Below are 19279 nucleotides of genomic sequence, written 5' to 3'. Positions count from 1 at the left end.
GTTCAGCAGCCTACGTACACCTAGGAGATGAAGGCCCCGGCCCCCGCCCAATCGAGGACGAAGGCGGGCCACAGTCCGAGGACGAGGGTGATCACCGCGCCCAGGGTGATCGCCACCGTGGTGAACGCGCCGGGCACGCTGACGGTCGGACCGTCCGGGGCCGGCTCGCTGAAGTACATCAGGACGATCACCCGCAGGTAGAAGAACGCCGCCACGGCGCTCGCCACCAGCGCCACCACGACCAGCGGCGCCATGCCGTCCTGGACCGCGGCGGAGAACACCACGAACTTGCCGATGAAACCGCTGGTCAGCGGGATGCCGGCCAGGGCGAGCAGCAGGAACGTGAACACGCCGGCCACGACCGGCGACCGCTTGGCGAGCCCCGCCCACTGGGACAGGTGCGTCGCCTCGCCGTCCGCGTCGCGGACCAGGCTCACCACGCCGAACGCGGCGAGCGTCGTGAAGCCGTAGGCGAGCAGGTAGAACAACGTGCCCGAGAGACCCTCCGGCGTCAGCGCGATCGACCCGACGAGCAGGAACCCGGCGTGCGCGACCGACGAGTAGGCGATCATCCGCTTCACGTCGGTCTGGGTCAGGCCCAGCACCGCGCCGATGAGCATCGACGCGATGGCGACGCCCCACAGCACGCCGCGCCACTCCCACTCGGTGGCCTCGAACGCGATGCCCAGCACCCGCAGGATGCCGCCGAACGCGGCGACCTTCGTGCAGGCCGCCATGAACGCGGTGACCGGCGTCGGAGCGCCCTGGTAGACGTCCGGCGTCCAGGCGTGGAACGGACCGACCGACGCCTTGAACAGCAGACCCACGACGAGCAGGCCGAACCCGGCGAACAGCAGCGTGTCCGAGCGGTTGGTGCCCGCGGCGGCGGCGGCGATGTCGGCGAGCTTCACCGAACCCGCGTAGCCGTAGAGCAGGGCCACGCCGTAGAGGAAGAACGCCGAGGCGAACGCGCCGAGCAGGAAGTACTTGACCGCGGCCTCCTGCGACAGCAGGCGGCGACGGCGGGCCAGGCCGCACATCAGGTACAGCGGGAGGCTCAGCACCTCCAGCGCGATGAACATCGTCAGCAGGTCGTTCGCCGCGACGAACACCATCATCCCGCCGAGCGCGAACAGCGTCAGCGGGAAGACCTCGGTCTGCATCCCGCTCTTCGCCGCCTGCGCGCGGTCCTGCACGGTGCCGGGCCGCACACCGGCCTCGGCGACGAACGCGCCGCCGGGCTCGACGGAGCGGTCGGCGATCAGCAGGATCGAGCCGAACGACAGCAGGAGCAGCGTGGCCCACAGGAACAGCACCGGCCGGTCCACGGCGAGCGCCCCGGACAGGGTCAGCGTGCCCTGCTCGGGAGCGTCACCCGCGTAGATCGCCAGTGCGGTGCCGGAGGCCACGAGCGTGATCAGCGCCAGGACGACCTGGCCGATCCAGCGCTGGCTCTTGGACAGGAACGCCTCGAACAGCACGCTCGCGCAGGCCGCGCCCAGGACGATCAGCACCGGGGCGACCGCCCCGTAGTCGACCGCGGGCGCCCGCAGTTCGTCCGCCTGCGCGAGGAACGTCGTCACTCCCACGTCACTTGCCTTCCTGCGCGGTGACCGGGTCGGTCACGCCGACCTCGCTCAGCGTCGCCCCGACCGACGGGGTGATCACGTCCAACACGGGCTTCGGGTAGACGCCGAGCACCAGGATCAGCGCCACGAGCGGCGCGAGCACGGCGATCTCGCGCTTGCCCAGGTCCTTCACCTCGCGGGCGGCCCCGACCTCGGGGGCGGTGGCGGCACCGGGGCCGCCGGCGACGCCGACGAGCGCCGTGCCGCGCAGCGGGCCCTGGAAGACCCGCTGGTAGAGCCACAGCACGTACAGCGCGGCCAGCACCATGCCCAGCGTCGCGAGAACCGTGTGGACCGGCCGCGTCGGGAACGAGCCGATGAGCACGAGGAACTCGCTGATGAAGGAGTTCGTGCCCGGCAGCGCCAGCGACGACAGCCCGGCCACGAAGAACAGGCCGCCCAGCACGGGCGTCAGCTTCGCCATGCCGCCGTAGTCCTGGATCAGGCGCGAACCGCCGCGGGACATCACCATGCCGACGACCAGGAACAGCATGCCGGTGGAGATGCCGTGGTTGACCATGTACAGCACGGCGCCCGTGCTCGCCTGCGTCGTGAACGCGAAGATGCCCAGCGCGATGAAGCCGAAGTGGGCGATCGACGTGTAGGCGACGAAGCGCTTCATGTCGGTCTGGCCCACGGCGAGCAGCGAGCCGTAGAGGATGCCGATCACCGCCAGCACGAGCACCAGCGGCGCGAGCTCCTTGCTGGCCGCGGGGAACAGCGGCAGGCAGTAGCGCAGGAAGCCGAACGTGCCGATCTTGTCGAGCACGCCGACGAGCAGCACGCCCGCGCCCACCGGGGCCTCGGCACCGGCGTCGGGCAGCCACGTGTGCAGCGGCACCAGCGGCGCCTTGATCGCGAAGGCGATGAAGAAGCCGAGGAACAGCCAGATCTGCGTGGTCGTGTCGGCCGTGCGCATCGCCTCGACCAGGGTGGCCCAGTCGAACGTGCCCTTCCCGAGGGTCTCGGCGCTGGTCACGTAGAGGCCGATCACCGAGGCCAGCATGATCAGGCCGCCGAGCAGCGAGTAGAGGAAGAACTTCATCGCCGCGTACTGCCTGCGCGGGCCGCCGAAGCGGCCGATGAGGAAGTACATCGGGACCAGCACGGCCTCGAAGAACACGTAGAACAGGAACACGTCGGTGGCGGCGAAGACGCCGACCATGCCGGTCTGCATCACCAGCAGCAGCGAGAAGAACCCGCCGGCGGTGCGACCCTCCGGCAGCTTGTCCGCCCACGAGCCGCCGATGACGACCGGCACCAGCAGGGCGATCAGCGCGATCATGACGAGCGCGATGCCGTCGACGCCGAACGACAGGTGGACGCCGAAGTTCGGGATCCACTCCACCGAGCTGGTCAGCTGCAACCGGTCCGTGCTGGCCGGGTCGTAGGCGACCCACGTGACACCGGCCAGGACCAGCTCACCGAGCGCGAAGGCGAGCGCCGCGGTCTTCGCGGCGGCGTCGGAGCGCCGCAGCACCGCCACCACCACACTGCCGACCAGCGGCAGCAGGAGCAGCGCGATCAGGGTCCAGCTCACGAGAACCTCACCATCATCAGTGCCGCGAGCAGCAGTATCGAGCCTCCGAGCATGGAGAGCGCGTAGGAGCGCACGAACCCGGTCTGCAACCGGCGCAAGCGGCCGGACGTGCCGCCGAGCAGCGCGGCCGTCCCGTTCACCACGCCGTCGACGCCCTTGTTGTCGACGAACACCAGCGCGCGGGTGAGCCAGGTGCCCGGCCGCGCGAACAGCGCCTCGTTCAGCGCGTTGCCGTACAGGTCGGCGCGGGCGGCCCGCACCGGGAAGGACACCCGCTCCGGGCGGGTCGCGGGCTGCGGCTTGCGGCCGAACAGCGCGAACGCGAGCCCGGCGCCGAGCAGCGAGAGCACCACGGTCAGGATTCCGACGACCGTGTGGGACAGCGCGCCGTGCGCCTCCTCCAGCGGGCCGACCGACGGCTCCAGCCACGCGGCGAGGCGGTCGCCGAGGGCGAAGAACGCGCCCGCGCCGACCGAGCCGACGGCCAGCACGATCATCGGCACCGTCATCGACAGCGGCGACTCGTGCGGGTGGTACTCGCGGCCGTCCTCGCTCCTGAGGTCCTTCCAGCGGGGCTGGCCCAGGAAGACCAGGATCAGCAGCCGCGTCATGTAGAACGCGGTGAGCGCGGCGCCGAGCAGGGCCACGCCGCCGAAGAGCCAGCCGCGCCAGCCCTCGGCGCTGAACGCCGCCGCGATGATGGCGTCCTTGGAGAAGTAGCCGGAGAACGGCGGGATGCCGATCAGCGCCAGGTAGCCCAGGCCCCAGGTGGCGAAGGTGATGGGCATGTACTTGCGCAGCCCGCCCATCCGCCGGATGTTGCCCTCGTCGTTCATGCCGTGCATGACCGAACCGGCGCCGAGGAACAGCCCGGCCTTGAAGAAGCCGTGCGTCAGCAGGTGCATGATGCCCAGCGCGTAGCCGACCGGGCCGAGGCCCACCGCGAGGATCATGTAGCCGATCTGGCTGACCGTCGAGTACGCCAGGACCTTCTTGAAGTCGTCGTAGGCGCAGCCGACGACGCAGCCGATCAGCAGCGTGACCGCGCCGATCGCCATGACGACCAGGCGGCCGTCCTCGGACAGGTCGTAGATCGGGTGCGAGCGGGCGACGAGGTACACGCCCGCGGTCACCATGGTCGCCGCGTGGATCAGGGCGGAGACCGGCGTCGGGCCCGCCATGGCGTCCGGGAGCCACGCCTGGAGCGGGAACTGGCCGGACTTGCCGCACGCGCCGAGCAGGAGCAGCAGCGTGATCGCGAGGACCGTGCCGGAGCCCAGCTCGCCGACGCGGGAGAACACCTCGTCGTACCGGGTGGTGCCCAGCTCGCGGAACATGATGAAGATCGCGATGGCGAGTCCCAGGTCACCGACCCGGTTCATCAGGAACGCCTTCTTCGCCGCGCTGCCCGCCTCCGGCTTGTGCTGCCAGAACGCGATCAGCAGGTAGGACGCGAGACCGACGCCCTCCCAGCCGAGGTACAGCATCACGAAGCTGTTGCCGAGGACGAGGACGAGCATCGCCGCGACGAACAGGTTCAGGTACGCGAAGAACTTGCGCCGGTCGGCGTCGTGCGACATGTAGCCGATCGAGTAGATGTGGATCAGCGAGCCCACACCGGTGATCAGCAGCACGAAGGTCAGCGACAGCGGGTCGATCTGGAGCCCGAAGTCGACCTCCAGCGCGTTGACCGAGATCCAGTCGAACAGGTGCAGGTCCTGCGTCCGCTCCTCCGGATCGAGCGCGGTGCTGGAGATGAACAGCGCCACGCCGTAGGCGAACGCGGCGAGGATCGTCGCGCAGCCCAGCAGGTGGCCCCACGCGTTGGTGCGCCTGCCGCCCAGCAGCAGCACCGCCGCGCCGAGCGCGGGCAGCGCGATCAGCAGCCAGGCGTAGCCGGCCAGGCCGCTCGCGGTGCTTGCCTCCGCGGCGGCAAAGGTTCCCGTCGTCACCGGTGGACCCCTCAGTACTTCAGCAGGTTGGAGTCGTCGACCGAGGCCGAGCGACGCGTCCGGAAGATCGACATGATGATCGTGAGACCGACCACGACCTCCGCGGCGGCCACGACCATCACGAAGAACGCCATGATCTGGCCGTCGAGCTCACCGTTGATCCGGGCGAACGTCACCAGGCTCAGGTTCACCGCGTTGAGCATCAGCTCCACGCACATGAACACGACGATGGCGTTGCGCCGCACCAGCACGCCGACCGCGCCGAGGCTGAACAGCAGCGCCGACAGCAGCAGGTAGTAGGTCGGGGTCATTCCTCCCCCTCCTTCGTGGCGGTGCCCTCGGCCGGGGTGTCGGCGCGCGCGTCGGCGCGAGCGCCGGTCAGCGCGTGCGCGTCGGGCCGCTCGCCGGTGCCCGCGACGTCGCGGACGTCACCGGACAGCCGCTCCTTCGCGGTGGTCTCGACGATCGCCGAGAGCGACTCCTCGGCGATCGAGCCGTCCGGCAGCAGCGCCGGGGTGGCCACGGAGTTCGCCGTGGCGAACACGCCGGGACCGGGCAGCGAGCCGGGGCGGTCGCCGCGGAAGCGCTCCTCGACGAGTTCGCGCTGGGTCTTCTTGGTGCCCCGCGCGTGCCGGTCGGTGAAGGCCAGCACCATCGCGCCGACCGCGGCCGTGATCAGCAGCGCCGAGGTCAGCTCGAACGGGAACAGGTAGTCGGTGAACAGCGCGACACCGATGTTGGCGACGTTGCCGCCGTCCGTGGTGTTCGGCGTGACGAGACCGACCGGCGTCACGTCGTTCAGCGCGCGGGCCAGCGACGCGGCCACCAGGGCCGCGAAGCCGACGCCCAGCAGGGACGCGGCGAGCCGCTGTCCCCGCAGGACCTCCACGACGGAGTCGGAGCTGTCCCGGCCCACCAGCATGAGGACGAAGAGGAACAGCATCATGATCGCGCCGGTGTAGACGATGATCTGCACGAAGCCGAGGAACGGCGCCTGCTGGACCATGTAGAGCACACCGAGGCTGAGCATCGTCAGCACCAGGAACAGCGCAGAGTGCACCGCGTTGCGGGCGAACAGCATGCCGAGGGCGCCGAGGAGGGACAGCGGAGCGAGGACCCAGAACGCCACGGCCTCGCCGGTGCTGACGGTGTCCGCGACCTCGGTGACCTGCTGCGCGAGGAGGAACGCGCTCACTTCAGCGCCTCCTCTGCCCCGGTCTCGACGGTCTGCCCGCTCGGGACGCCCGCCTCGCGGGCGAGCCGGGGCCCGTTCACGTAGTAGTCCTGCTCGTCCTCGCCGAGCCGCATGGGGTGCGGCGGCTGCTCCATGCCGGGCAGCAGCGGGGCGAGCAGGTCCTCCTTGGTGAAGATCAGCCGCTGGCGGCTGTCGTCGGCCAGCTCGTACTCGTTGGTCATGGTGAGCGAGCGGGTCGGGCACGCCTCGATGCACAGGCCGCAGCCGATGCAGCGCAGGTAGTTGATCTGGTAGTCGGCGCCGTAGCGCTCACCGGGGGAGAAGCGCGCCTCCTCGGTGTTGTTCCCGCCCTCGACGAAGATCGCGTCGGCGGGACACGCCCAGGCGCACAGCTCGCAGCCGACGCACTTCTCCAGCCCGTCCGGGTGCCGGTTGAGCTGGTGCCGCCCGTGGTAGCGGGGCGCGGTCACCTTCTTGACCTCGGGGTACTCCTCGGTCACCACCTTCTTGAACATCGTGGAGAAGGTGACGCCGAAGCCCTTGACGGGATCAAACATCCCCATCGCTGGCCTCCTTGCTCGATACCGCGACGGGCTGCTGCCCCTGCGATGTGCTGGTGCCGGAGGGCTGCGCACCCACGGCCTTGCGGCGCGGTGGCGCCTTGGGGACTTCGAGGTCCAGCGGCGGCACCGGGTACCCGCCGCCGGTGACCGGGACCGCGTTCTCGTCCTGCTCGGGCCTGCGGTCGGGCAGCAGCAGCGACAGCAGGACGAGGACGCCCAGCGCGATGCCGAGGACGATCAGGAAGTCCGAGGTCTCGAAGTCGCCGGAGTTCTTGAACGCGCGGACGGTGGCGACCATGACGATCCACACGAGGCTCGCCGGGACGAGGACCTTCCAGCCCAGCCGCATGAACTGGTCGTAGCGCAGGCGGGGGAGCGTGCCGCGCAGCCAGATGAAGAGGAACAGGAAGAACAGCGTCTTGGCGATGAACCACAGCAGCGGCCACCAGCCGGTGTTGAGGACACCGCCGCCGATCGCCGACAGCGGCCACGGAGCCATCGGGCCGCCGAGGAACAGCGTCGTGGCCAGCGCCGACACCGTCACCATGTTCACGTACTCGGCGAGGAAGAACAGCGCGAACTTCAGCGAGCTGTACTCGGTGTGGAAGCCGCCGACCAGCTCCGACTCGGCCTCGGGGAGGTCGAACGGGGCGCGGTTGGTCTCACCGACCATCGCGATGACGTAGATGACGAAGCTGGGCGGCAGGAGCCAGAAGAACCAGCCGGCCGACTGCGCGCTCACGATGTCCGCGGTGGACATGGAGTGCGAGTACATGACGACGGCGACGATCGACAGGCCCATCGCGATCTCGTAGGAGATCACCTGGGCCGCCGAGCGCAGCGCGCCGAGCAGCGGGTACGGCGAGCCGGAGGCCCAGCCGGAGAGCACGATGCCGTAGACGCCGACCGAGGAGCAGGCCAGCACGACGAGCACGCCCACCGGCAGGTCGACCAGCTGGAGCGCCGTGCGCTCGCCGAAGATCGACACCTCGCCGCCGAGCGGGATCACCGAGAACGCGAGGAACGCGGGCACGCAGGAGATGACCGGCGCGAGGAAGTACACCCACTTGTCCGCGAGGACCGGGCGGATGTCCTCCTTGAAGGCGAGCTTCAGGCCGTCCGCGAGCGACTGGAGCCAGCCGTTCGGCCCGACCCGGTTGGGGCCGGGACGCTGCTGCATCCGCGCCACGACCTTGCGCTCCCAGTTGATCATGAACAGGGTCATGACCACGAGGAACGCGAAGATCCCGACGACCTTGACCAGGACCAGCCAGATCGGGTCGTCCGCGAGGAGTTCCGCTGTGTTGCCGTTCATGCCTTCCCTCCAGCAGGAGCGCCGCTCACCGGCACGCCGCTCACGACCGCGTCGACCCCGGTGGCGCCGCTCCGGGAAGCCCGGACCGTCACGAGCGCGCCGTGCCCGGCGGCCAGGGCGCGGCGGACCGCCACCGAACCCGAGTTGGCCGGGAGCCACACCACGCCGTCGGGCAGGTCGGCCGCCTCGACGGGCAGGGTCACCGCACCGCGCTCGGTGGACACGGTGATCTCCCGGCCGAGCACGAGACCGAGGTGGGCGGCCGTCACGGCGGACACCTTCGCCACCACCGGCCGCGCGGTACCGGCGAGGTTGGGCTCGCCGTCCTGCATCGAGCCGTTGTCCAGCAGCCGCCGCCACATCGCGAGCACCACCTGGCCGTCCCTCGGCTGCGGCAGCAGCGGGGCGGCCGCGGTGGGTGCGCTCGCCGCGGAGACCGCGTGGCCGAGCCTGCCCAGGTCGGCCGACGCCGCAGCCGGCGTCTGGGTGAACAGATCGGCGTCCATCTCCACCGCGAGGGTGTCCAGCACGCGGCAGTCGGGCAGCGCGCTCGTCCCCTCCAGCGTGAGACCGAAGTCGCGGCGGCGGCCCTCCCAGTTGAGGTAGCTGCCGGACTTCTGCACCGCCGGGGCGATCGGCAGCACCACGTCGGCGTGCGCCGTCGCCGCGCTGGGCCGCATCTCCAGGCTCACCACGAAGCCCACCGCCGACAGGGCGCGCTCGGCGAGCGCGGTGTCGGGCAGGTCGTACGGGTCGACGCCGCCCACGACCAGCGCGTCCAGCTCGCCGTTCGCGGCCGCCGCGAGGATGCCGTTGGTGTCGCGGCCCGGCGTCGCGGGCAGCGCGCCGGCGTCCAGGCCCCACGCCCGCTCGACCTCGGCGCGCGCGGCGTCGTCACCGACGAGCCGGCCACCGGGCAGGAGCGTCGGCAGCACGCCGGCCTCCAGCGCGCCGCGCTCGCCGGCGCGGCGCGGGATCCACGCGACGCGGGCCCCGGTGCGCTCGGCGAGCCGGGCCACCGCGGAGAACAGGCCCGGCACCTCGGCGGCGCGCTCGCCGACGAGGATCACCGCGCCCGACGCGCTCAGCGCCTCGGTCACGTCCGCGGCGTGCTCCGGCAGCGCGTTCAGCGCGGCCGGCTCCCCGCCGGGGACGCAGGCCAGCAGCGTGCCGGACGTCTTCTCCACCGCGGGGGTGGTGAACTGGCCGAGGTGGAAGACCTTCGTCCTCCCCCTGCGGGCCGCCTTGCGCAGCCGCAGGAAGACGATCGGCGACTCCTCCTCCGGCTCGAACGCCACGCACAGCACGGCCGGCGCGGCCTCGATGCCCTTGTAGCTGACCCCGCCGTTGTCGGGCGTCGTGCCCACGATCGTGCTCGTGAGGAACTCCAGCTCCTCGTTCGAGTGCGGGCGGGCGCGGAAGTCGACGTCGTTGGTGCGCAGCGCGATCCGGGCGAACTTCGAGTACGCGTAGGCGTCCTCGACGGTCAGCCGCCCACCGGCGAGCACACCCGCGCCGCGGCCCTCGCGGGCCCGCAGCAGGCCCTCGGCCGCGACCTGGAGGGCCTCGGTCCACGCGGCCTCGCGCAGCTCACCGGTCTTGGCGTCGCGGACCTGCGGGCGCAGGATCCGGTCGTCGGCCGTGGCGTAGCGGAAGCCGAAGCGGCCCTTGTCGCACAGCCACTCCTCGTTGACCTCGGGGTCGTCACCGGCGAGGACGCGCTGCACCTTGCCGCGCCGCCAGTCGACCCGCTCCGCGCAGCCCGAGGCGCAGTGCTCGCACGTGCTCGGCGTCGACACCAGGTCGAACGGCCGGGCGCGGAAGCGGTAGGCGGCGCTGGTGAGCGCGCCGACCGGGCAGATCTGGATGGTGTTGCCGGAGAAGTACGACTGGAACGGCTTCTCCTCCGCCACGCCGATCTGCTGCTGCGAACCGCGCTCCAGCAGCTCGATGAACGGGTCACCGGCGATCTGCGAGGAGAAGCGGGTGCAGCGCTGGCACAGCACGCAGCGCTCGCGGTCCAGCAGCACCTGCGTGGAGATCGCCAGCGGCTTCGGGAACGTGCGCTTGTGCTCGTGGAAGCGGGAGTCGGCGCGGCCGTGCTTGAGCGCCTGGTTCTGCAACGGGCACTCGCCGCCCTTGTCGCAGATCGGGCAGTCCAGCGGGTGGTTGATGAGCAGCAGCTCCATCACGCCCTGCTGCGCCTTGTCCGCCACCGGGGAGGTGAGCTGCGTCTTCACGACCATGCCGTCGGCGACGGTCATCGTGCAGGACGCCTGCGGCTTGGGCATCGGCCGCCCGCCCATCTCCACCTCGACGAGGCACTGGCGGCACGCGCCAGCCGGGTCGAGGAGGGGGTGGTCGCAGAAGCGCGGCACGATGATGCCGAGCCGTTCGGCGGTGCGGATCAGCAGTTCGCCCTTGGGGGCCACGACCTCGCGGCCGTCGATCACGAGCTTGACGTGGCCCTCCGGGACCACGACCTCGCTCGACTTCTCAGGTGCCAGGGTCATCGGGCAGCTCCCGCCAGGGCTGGTGCGGTGTTCGACGCGGCGTTGGCCTCGCACAGCGCGAGGAACTCGTCCTTGAAGTACTTGATGCCGCTGGTGATCGGGCTGACCGCGCCGTCGCCGAGCGCGCAGAACGAACGGCCGAGGATGTTGTCGCAGACGTCGAGCAGGGTGTCGATGTCGCTCGGGGTGCCCTCGCCGCGCACCATCCGCTGGAGGATCTGGACGAGCCAGTAGGTCCCCTCGCGGCACGGGGTGCACTTGCCGCACGACTCGTGCTTGTAGAACTCGGTCCACTTCATGACCGCCCACGGCACCGAGACGGTCTCGTTGAAGACCTGGAGCGCCGTGGTGCCGAGCATGGACCCCGCCTCGGCCGCGCCCTCGAAGTCCAGCGGGACGTCGAGGTGGTCGGCCGTGAACAGCGGGGTGGACGAGCCGCCCGGCGTCCAGAACTTCAGCGGGATCCCGTCCTTCATGCCACCGGCCAGCTCCAGGAGCTGACGCAGCGTCGTGCCCATCGGGGCCTCGTACTGGCCGGGCCGCTCGACGTGGCCGGACAGCGAGTAGATCTTCGGGCCGGGCGAGCGCTCGCGGCCCATGCTGCGGAACCAGTCCGAGCCGCCGTTGACGATGTAGGGAACGCTCGCGATGGTCTCGACGTTGTTCACCACGGTGGGCGAGGCGTAGAGACCTGCCGTCGCGGGGAACGGCGGCTTCAGCCTCGGCTGGCCGCGCTTGCCCTCCAGCGAGTCGAGCAGCGCCGTCTCCTCGCCGCAGATGTAGGCGCCCGCGCCGGCGTGCACGACGACGTCGAGGTCGAACCCGCTGCCGAGGACGTTCTTGCCCAGGTACCCGGCGGCGTACGCCTCCTGCACGGCCGCGTTGAGGCGGCGGATGCAGTGCAGGACCTCACCGCGCACGTAGATCGCGGCGAAGTTCGCCCGGATCGCGTACGAGGTGATGATGATGCCCTCGATGAGCGAGTGCGGGTCCGCCATCATCAGCGGGATGTCCTTGCAGGTGCCCGGCTCGCCCTCGTCGGCGTTGATGACGAGGTAGTGCGGCTTGCCGTCGCCCTGCGGGATGAAGCCCCACTTCATGCCGGTGGGGAACCCGGCGCCGCCGCGTCCGCGCAGGCCGGAGTCCTTGCACTGCGCGATGATCTGGTCCGGGTGCGCCGCGAGCGCCTTGCGCAGCGCGGTGTAGCCCTCCAGCTGCTCGTAGGTCTTCAGCGTCCACGAGCGCGGGGACAGCCAGCGCTTCGTGAGCACCGGCGTGAGGGTGTCAGCGACCTTGTCCACGACCCGCCTCCTCTACTTCTTCTCCGGAACGGGCGGGAACTCCGCCTCGTCCGGCATCGACGGCGCGGTCCACCCGCGGTCGGCGGCGATCGACGCCCCCCGCAGGGTCTCCGGCGCGGCGGACGGGCCGTCGAGGTCGGCCTCGCGGCCCTCGAAGAACCCGGCGAGCTGGAGCTCCGCCTGGCGGAAGTCGGTCAGCGGCGCGCCCCTGGTCGGCGCGGGCCGCTCCCCCGCCTGGAGCGCCTTGACCAGTTCCAGCGCCTTCTCCGGCGTCTGGTTGTCGTAGAACTCGTAGTTGACCTGGAGCACCGGGCCGAGGTCGCACGCGGCGAGGCACTCGGCGTGCTCCAGCGTGATCGAACCCGGCGCGCCCGGCTCGCCCGAGGTCTCCTCGTGGCCGAGCGGCTTGCCGTCGGAACCGAGGTGCTCGCGCACCGTCCGGTAGATCTCGTCCCCGCCCAGCGCCGCGCACAGCGTGTTCGTGCAGATGCTGACGAGGTGCTCGCCGCAGGGACGGCGCTTGTACATCGTGTAGAACGTCGCGACCGCGCTGACCTCGGCGGCCGTCAGGTCGAGCTGGGCGGCGCAGAACGCGATGCCCGCCTGGCTCACGTGGCCCTGCACCGACTGCACGAGGTGCAGCATCGGCAGCAGGGACGACCGCGGCTGCGGGTAGCGGGCGATGATCGCCCGCGCCCTCGCGACGACGTCCTCGCCGAACACGCTGGTGTCGACGACGGACTCGTTCGCCAGCCGCTCGGTCTCGGCGGGGTCCAGCACCGAGGCCGCGAGGACTTCTTCGGACGTGCTCACCGGTCACACCCACCCATCACCGGGTCGATCGAGGCCACGGAGGCGATGACGTCGGCGACCATGCCGCCCTCGCACATCGCGGGCATCGACTGGAGGTTCACGAAACTGGGTTCCCGCACGTGCACGCGCATCGGCCGCGTGCCGCCGTCGGACACCACGTGGTAGCCGAGCTCGCCGCGCGGCGACTCGATCGGCACGTACACCTGGCCCGCGGGAACGTCGAAGCCCTCGGTCACCAGCTTGAAGTGGTGGATGAGGGACTCCATGGACTGCCCCATGATCTTGCGGACGTGCTCCAGGGAGTTGCCCATGCCGTCCGGGCCGATCGTGAGCTGCGCGGGCCAGGCGATCTTGGCGTCCTGCACCATGACCGGGCCCGGCGCGAGGCGGTCCACGGCCTGGCGCACGATCCGCAGCGACTGGTGGATCTCCTCCACCCGCATCAGGTAGCGCGCGTAGCTGTCGGCCTGGTTCGACGTGGGGACGTCGAACTCGTAGTTCTCGTAGCCGCAGTACGGCTCGATCTTGCGCAGGTCCCACGGCAGTCCGGCGGAGCGCAGGATCGGCCCGGTGATGCCGAGCGCGAGGCAGGCGTCCACCGGCAGGTAGCCGACCCCGGCGAGCCGGTTCTTCCAGATCGGCTGACCGGTGAGCAGCTTGTCGTACTGCGGCAGCCGGGAGTCCATGACCTTGAGGAAGTCGAGGATCTTCTGCTCGGCGCCCTCGGGGAGGTCCTGCGCGACGCCGCCGGGCCGGATGAACGCGTGGTTCATCCGCAGGCCGGTGAGGAACTCCAGCAGGTGGAGCACCTCCTCGCGCTCGCGGAAGCCCGCGGTCATGCCGGTCAGCGCGCCCAGCTCCATGCCACCGGTCGCGAGGGCGACCAGGTGGGAGCTGACGCGGTTGAGCTCCATCAGCAGGACGCGGATGACCTGCGCGCGCTCCGGCACGGTCACGCCGAGCAGCTTCTCCACGGCGAGGCAGTAGGCGGCCTCGTTGTGCAGCGGCGCCAGGTAGTCCATGCGCGTGACGAAGGTGACGCCCTGCGTCCAGTTGCGGTACTCGACGTTCTTCTCGATGCCCGTGTGCAGGTAGCCGATGACGGACCTGGCCTGCGTGACGGTCTCGCCCTCCAGCTCCAGGACGAGGCGGAGCACGCCGTGCGTGGACGGGTGCTGCGGGCCGAGGTTCATGACGATGCGCTCGTCGCCCTCGACGTCGGACAGCACCTCGTCCCAGTCGCCGCCGGTGACGGTGTAGACGCGCCCCTCGGTGGTGTCGCGCGAGTCCGCCGCGTACGGGTCGGGACCGGTCGTGGCCGACTCGTGCAGCTCGGCCTCGTTCGGGTCAGCGGCCTTCGGGTCCTGCGCGAGGTCCTCGCGCCCGGCCGCCTTGCGCGACTCCGCGCCGCTGGTCGCGGAGTGGCTGTCGCTGCCGGCCGCCGTGGTGTCGGTGCCGCCGGTGACGTCGGCAATGCTCTCGTTGCTCATGAATACGACCGCCTCTGGTCGGGCGGGGGGATCTCCGCGCCCTTGTACTCCACCGGGATTCCGCCGAGCGGGTAGTCCTTGCGCTGGGGGTGCCCGTCCCAGTCGTCCGGCATGAGGATGCGGGTCAGGCCGGGGTGTCCGTCGTAGACGATGCCGAACATGTCCCACGCCTCCCGCTCCTGCCAGTCCGCGGTCGGGTAGACCGACACGACGGAGGGGACGTGCGCGTCGTCGACGTCGACCGCGACCTCCAGCCGGATGCGGCGGCGGTAGGTCATCGACGTCAGGTGGTAGACCGAGTGCAGCCGCTGGGCGACGTCAGCGCCGTAGTCCACACCGGACACCGAGCTGCACAGCTCGAAGCGCAGCGCCGGGTCGTCGCGCAGCACCCGGCACACGTCGAGCAGGTGCTCGCGGCGCAGGTAGAAGGTGATCTCGCCGCGGTCGACCGTGATCTGCTGGACCGCGTCGGCCGGCACTCCGGCCTCGCCGAGCGCGACCGCCAGCTCGTCGACGACCTCGTCGAACCAGCCGCCGTAGGGCCGCTCGGCCGGGGCGGGCGCGTACGCCGGGAGCCGCAGACCGCCGAAGCCGGAGGTGTCGCCGCTGCCCCTGACGTTGAACATGCCCTGGCGGTTGCGGCCCGCGACCAGGCCGCCGCGGGCGAGGTGCTCCTCGTGGTCCGCCTCGGACATCTGGGCGGAGCTGTGCGCGGCCCCGATCTCCGAGCCGGGCGTCTTGTCGTCGTTCACGTTCTTCTCGTCGGCCACGTCGCTCACCCCTTCTTCGCGAAGCGCTGCGAAGACGGGATCAGGTCGGTGCGGTGGCCGCTCTCCAGGAGCGCGGCGGCGCGGGCGGCGCCCAGCGGCTCGTCCATGATCTTCGCGTGGATCTTGAGGATCGCGTCCATCAGCATCTCCGGGCGCGGGGGGCAGCCGGGCAGGTACATGTCGACCGGCACCACGTGGTCGACGCCCTGCACGACGGCGTAGTTGTTGAACATGCCGCCGCTGGAGGCGCACACGCCCATGGCGAGCACCCACCTCGGCTCGGGCATCTGGTCGTAGATCTGCCGCAGCACCGGGGCCATCTTGTTGGTGACCCGGCCCGCCACGATCATCAGGTCGGCCTGCCGCGGCGAGGCCCGGAAGACCTCCATGCCGAAGCGCGCCAGGTCGTAGCGCGGCGCGCCCGTGGTCATCATCTCGATGGCACAGCAGGCCAGACCGAACGTGGCCGGCCAGAGCGAGGACTTGCGGGTCCAGTTGACCAGCTTCTCCACGTTGGCCAGCAGGATCCCGTTGGGGAGCTTCTCCTCAAGACCCATGACTGTCGCCTTCCCCGCACCGGTACCCGGTGCTTAGTTCCAGTCCAGGCCGCCGCGCCGCCACACGTACGCGTAGGCGAATCCGACGGTCGCGACGAACAGGGCGATCTCCACCAGGCCGAACAGGCCGAGCCTGTCCGCGGACACCGCGAACGGGTAGAGAAACACCATTTCGATGTCGAACAGGATGAACAGCATCGCCGTCAGGTAGTAGGCGACCGGCATCCGGCCACCGCCCACGACGGGCTGCGGCGACGGCTCGATGCCGCACTCGTAGGCGTCGAGCTTGGCCCGGTTGTAGCGGCGCGGCCCGATGTAGGGCGCGGCCGTCACCGAGAACAGCGCGAACGCCCCGGCGAGGGCGAACATGAACACGAGGGGGAGGTAGGGGTCCAGCACTCTCCGTCGTCCTTTCCTCGCTGTCGCAGCCTGTCCGGTCCGCACCCTAAGGGGGCTTGACGAGCCCCTTTCGAGTTAGGCGGACCTAACATTCGGCACGTCGCTTGTGAAATGGTTCACAAGCCTGACCGAGGCGTTGTGAACTGATTCACAAGCCCTGCGGGTCAGTGTAAGACGTCACAGAGTGGCGTGTCTCCCACCCCCCACAGTGCGCCTGACCTGCGGCGGGAAGCAGCCCGTTCACACGATCGGAACAGGAGTGAACGAGGTCGCGACGGGCACGAAAAACGCCGCCCCGGGGGACGGCGCTCTCCTGATTCTTAGGTAAACCTAAGTTTTACTCTGTTCGAGTGAATTACGCGGAGGGTGCGAGCTTCGTAGCTGCGGTGATGATGCGGTCGAACGCGTCGCCGTCCTTCGGGTCGTAGAGACCCGCGAGGAGCTTGAGCACCAGCTTCATCAGGGTCTTGCGGGGCATCCCGTACTTGGTCGCCGTCCGCATGATCACCGGGTTGCCGATCAGCTTGCTGAAGACGTTGCCCAGCCGGTAGTAGCTGCCGAGGGCCTGCTCGATGCGCACCGGGTAACCGGCCAGCGCGTGCTCCCGCGAGTACCCGGCCGGGCGGGCGAGCGCCTGCACGACCGTCTCGGCGGCGATGCGGGCGGACTCCATGGCGTAGCCGATGCCCTCGCCGTTGAACGGGTTGACCATGCCCCCCGCGTCGCCGACGAGCAGCAGTCCGTTGCTGTAGTGCGGCTTGCGGTTGAAGCCCATCGGCAGCGCGGCGCCGCCGATCTTGCTCGTGGCGTTCTCCTCGCGGAAGCCCCACTCCTCCGGCGTGCCGTCGAGCCACGACTTCAGCAGCGCGCGGTAGTCCGTGGTGCCGTAGGCCTTGGAGGTCGACAGGATGCCCAGGCCGACGTTGACGCTGCCGTCGCCCATGCCGAAGATCCAGCCGTAGCCGGGCAGCAGCACCGGGTTCGCCGGGTCGCTGCGGTCCCACAGCTCCAGGTGCGACTCCAGGTAGTCGTCCTTCGTGCGCGGGCTCGCGTAGTAGCGGCGCACGGCGACGCCCATCGGCTTGGCGTCGCTCTTCTCGATGCCGACGCTCAGCGCGAGCCGGGCGCTGACGCCGTCGCAGGCCAGCACCAGCGGCGCCCGGTAGGTGACGGGCGTCTTGTCCGGGCCGGTCTTCGCCGTGACGCCGACCACCCGGCCGGTGCGCTCGTCGGTGATCGCGCCGGTGACGGTGGTCTGCTCCAGCAGGCGGGCCCCGGCGCGCTGCGCCGTGCGGGCCAGCAGCTCGTCGAAGTCCTGGCGCGGGCGGACCACGCCGTAGGGCGGGAAGCTGGCCAGCTCGGGCCAGTCCAGCTCCATCGTCACGCCACCGCCGACGACGCGCAGGCCGCGGTTGTGCAGCCAGCCCGCCTCCTCGCGGGTGTCGATGCCGAGGTCGATGAGCTGCTTCACACCGCGCGGGGTGAGGCCGTCGCCGCAGACCTTCTCGCGCGGGAAGGTGCTCTTCTCCAGCAAGATCACGTCCAGCCCCGCCCGCGCGAGGTAGGTGGCCGCGGTCGAACCCGCGGGCCCCGCCCCGACGACGATCACCTCGGCGTCGTCACCGGCCTGCCGACGGCTGGGAGTAGTCATCCCGCGCTCCTTGTGCATCGCTTCACAATCTCCCCACCACTCTAACCGCGCACGAGTTGAGCACTCGGGCACAGCGAGATGAGCACTCGGACACACCGGCTTGAGCGTTCGGGCACCGGGCCGTCGCGACTCGGTGCCCGAACGCTCGACTCACCGTGCTGGAAAGCTCAACTCGGGGTGCTCGAACGCTCAACTCGCGATCGGTCAGGCGGGCTTCGTCGCCTTGTGCAGGGCCACCACGCCGCCGGTCAGGTTCAGCCAGGCCACGTCCTCCCAGCCCGCCTCGGCGATCTTCTCGGCCAGTTGGCGCTGGGCGGGCCAGGTGCGCATCGACTCGGCCAGGTACTCGTAGGCCACGGGGTTGGACGACACGCGGCGGGCGACGAGCGGGAGGACGCGCAGCAGGTGGCGCATGTAGACGACGCGGAACGGCGCGAACACCGGCGTCGACACCTCGCAGATCACCAGGCGGCCGCCGGGACGGACGACGCGCGCCATCTCGCGCAGCGCCGCGACGGTGTCGTTGAAGTTGCGCAGGCCGAAGGAGACGGTGGCCGCGTCGAACACGCCGTCGGCGAACGGCAGGTGCAGGGCGTCCGCCGCCACCCTGGGCACGGCGCGACCGCGCGCGTTCTGGAGCATCCCCAGGGAGAAGTCCGCCGCCACGCACCACGCGCCGCTGCGGGCGTACTCCACCGTGGACACCGCCGTCCCGGCGGCGAGGTCCAGCACGCGCTCGCCGGGCCGGGCGTCGAGCACCCGGCGGCTCCACTCGCGCCAGCGGCGGTCGAACCCGAGCGTCATGACGGAGTTCGTGCGGTCGTAGCCCCTCGCCACGCCGTCGAACATCTCGGCGACCTCGCGCGGGTTCTTGTCCAGACCGGCTCGCGACATGCCAGAAGGGTACGAGACGCCGGGGAGTCAGGTCGTCAGGTGGGGCAACTGCTGCTCCAGGTACTCCAGGTCCGTCCGCGCCCGCGCCAGGTCGGGGCCGTCGAACATCGTCAGTGCGATCCGGCCCACCTCCGCCTCGAACGCGGCGAAGTCGCGACGGGCGGCGACCAGGCGCTGACGGACCGGGTTGTTCTCGTCGGAGCCGCCCAGCGCGCGCCCGAGCCGGGCCACGCCGCGCACCCGTTCCAGCTCCGGCTCCAGGCGGCCGGTGATCTGCACCATCCAGTCCTTGGCCGGTGACGGCGGCACGGCCGCGACGGCCTCGGCCACGCGCCGCGCCGACTGCTCGCAGGACGCCACCAGCACCGCCCACACGTCGTCGTGCGTCACCGGGGGCCGGTACGACGGCAGCGGCTGGAACGGGGGCGACGGCGGCCGGGGCGCGGGCGGGGCGGCGAGCGCGGCGGCGCGCGACCGGCGCACGACGCCCACGACCGCCCCGCCGATCAGGCCGGGCGGTCCGCCGAGGACCACCGACACCACCAGGGCCGCGATCGAGCTGGTCACCGGGTTGGGCTGGAAGTAGTCCCCCGGCGCGTTGAACAGCACCAGCAGGACGAGAGCGAGCGCGGCACCGGTCCCGATCAGCGCTCCGGCTGCGACCGACCTGCCCACGTGACCCACGCGGCCGATGATGC

General features: G+C 70.8%; 17 protein-coding genes. All 17 read right to left on the bottom strand.

The features are described 5' to 3' along the window. Nucleotides 1-20: 20 nt before the first annotated feature. The 17 genes from nuoN to IMZ35_RS14845 all read right to left on the bottom strand — a co-directional run bounded on the left by nuoN (nt 21) and on the right by IMZ35_RS14845 (nt 19265). The gene (gene nuoN, locus IMZ35_RS14925; protein ID WP_199441900.1) at nt 21-1583 is read right to left on the bottom strand and encodes an NADH-quinone oxidoreductase subunit NuoN; all 1563 of its coding nucleotides are present in this window, start codon (nt 1581-1583) and stop codon (nt 21-23) included. A gap of 7 nt (nt 1584-1590) precedes the next feature. After that, nucleotides 1591-3168, bottom strand: coding sequence for an NADH-quinone oxidoreductase subunit M (locus IMZ35_RS14920; protein ID WP_199441677.1), 1578 nt, complete (start codon nt 3166-3168; stop codon nt 1591-1593). Beyond that, nucleotides 3165-5120: an NADH-quinone oxidoreductase subunit L gene (nuoL, locus tag IMZ35_RS14915; protein WP_307868152.1), complete on the bottom strand. Its 1956-nt coding sequence runs from the start codon at nt 5118-5120 to the stop codon at nt 3165-3167. The genes IMZ35_RS14920 and nuoL overlap by 4 nt, the downstream gene beginning before the upstream one ends. Nucleotides 5121-5131: 11 nt before the next feature. Next, nucleotides 5132-5431, bottom strand: coding sequence for an NADH-quinone oxidoreductase subunit NuoK (nuoK, locus tag IMZ35_RS14910; protein ID WP_199441676.1), 300 nt, complete (start codon nt 5429-5431; stop codon nt 5132-5134). Beyond that, a complete protein-coding gene (locus tag IMZ35_RS14905) occupies nt 5428-6315 on the bottom strand; it encodes an NADH-quinone oxidoreductase subunit J (protein ID WP_199441675.1) in 888 nt (295 codons plus the stop codon). The genes nuoK and IMZ35_RS14905 overlap by 4 nt, the downstream gene beginning before the upstream one ends. Further along, nucleotides 6312-6878, bottom strand: coding sequence for an NADH-quinone oxidoreductase subunit NuoI (gene nuoI / locus IMZ35_RS14900; RefSeq protein WP_199441674.1), 567 nt, complete (start codon nt 6876-6878; stop codon nt 6312-6314). Before nuoI ends, IMZ35_RS14905 begins: the two co-directional genes overlap by 4 nt. Continuing rightward, nucleotides 6865-8193, bottom strand: a complete 1329-nt coding sequence (gene nuoH, locus IMZ35_RS14895) for an NADH-quinone oxidoreductase subunit NuoH (RefSeq protein WP_199441673.1) — start codon at nt 8191-8193, stop codon at nt 6865-6867. The genes nuoI and nuoH overlap by 14 nt, the downstream gene beginning before the upstream one ends. After that, a complete protein-coding gene (locus IMZ35_RS14890) occupies nt 8190-10706 on the bottom strand; it encodes an NADH-quinone oxidoreductase subunit G (RefSeq protein WP_199441672.1) in 2517 nt (838 codons plus the stop codon). Before IMZ35_RS14890 ends, nuoH begins: the two co-directional genes overlap by 4 nt. Beyond that, nucleotides 10703-12007 carry an NADH-quinone oxidoreductase subunit NuoF gene (gene nuoF, locus IMZ35_RS14885; protein WP_199441671.1) on the bottom strand — a complete coding sequence of 435 codons (1305 nt, stop codon included), beginning with the start codon at nt 12005-12007 and terminating at the stop codon, nt 10703-10705. The genes IMZ35_RS14890 and nuoF overlap by 4 nt, the downstream gene beginning before the upstream one ends. A gap of 12 nt (nt 12008-12019) precedes the next feature. Further along, entirely contained in the window at nt 12020-12760 is a 741-nt protein-coding gene (gene nuoE, locus IMZ35_RS14880; RefSeq protein WP_229372122.1) for an NADH-quinone oxidoreductase subunit NuoE, read from the bottom strand. 56 nt (nt 12761-12816) lie between these two features. After that, nucleotides 12817-14310, bottom strand: coding sequence for an NADH-quinone oxidoreductase subunit D (locus IMZ35_RS14875; RefSeq protein WP_229372009.1), 1494 nt, complete (start codon nt 14308-14310; stop codon nt 12817-12819). Then, on the bottom strand, nt 14307-15005 hold the full coding sequence (locus IMZ35_RS14870; protein WP_199441896.1) for an NADH-quinone oxidoreductase subunit C: 699 nt from the start codon (nt 15003-15005) through the stop codon (nt 14307-14309). Before IMZ35_RS14870 ends, IMZ35_RS14875 begins: the two co-directional genes overlap by 4 nt. A gap of 80 nt (nt 15006-15085) precedes the next feature. Continuing rightward, on the bottom strand, nt 15086-15637 hold the full coding sequence (locus IMZ35_RS14865; protein ID WP_199441670.1) for a NuoB/complex I 20 kDa subunit family protein: 552 nt from the start codon (nt 15635-15637) through the stop codon (nt 15086-15088). A 33-nt stretch (nt 15638-15670) separates the two neighbouring features. Further along, nucleotides 15671-16036: an NADH-quinone oxidoreductase subunit A gene (locus tag IMZ35_RS14860; RefSeq protein ID WP_199441669.1), complete on the bottom strand. Its 366-nt coding sequence runs from the start codon at nt 16034-16036 to the stop codon at nt 15671-15673. A gap of 355 nt (nt 16037-16391) precedes the next feature. Further along, nucleotides 16392-17687, bottom strand: a complete 1296-nt coding sequence (locus tag IMZ35_RS14855) for a geranylgeranyl reductase family protein (protein WP_199441668.1) — start codon at nt 17685-17687, stop codon at nt 16392-16394. 204 nt (nt 17688-17891) lie between these two features. Then, the gene (locus tag IMZ35_RS14850) at nt 17892-18581 is read right to left on the bottom strand and encodes a demethylmenaquinone methyltransferase (RefSeq protein ID WP_199441667.1); all 690 of its coding nucleotides are present in this window, start codon (nt 18579-18581) and stop codon (nt 17892-17894) included. Nucleotides 18582-18608: 27 nt separating this feature from the next. Continuing rightward, entirely contained in the window at nt 18609-19265 is a 657-nt protein-coding gene (locus tag IMZ35_RS14845; protein WP_199441666.1) for a hypothetical protein, read from the bottom strand. Nucleotides 19266-19279: the final 14 nt, after the last annotated feature.

The organism is Umezawaea beigongshangensis (genome assembly GCF_016464305.1).
GTDB classification, from domain to species: Bacteria; Actinomycetota; Actinomycetes; order Mycobacteriales; family Pseudonocardiaceae; genus Umezawaea_A; species Umezawaea_A beigongshangensis.
Note: the sequence above shows the minus strand (reverse complement) of the source record. Positions and strands in the feature narration are given on the sequence as shown.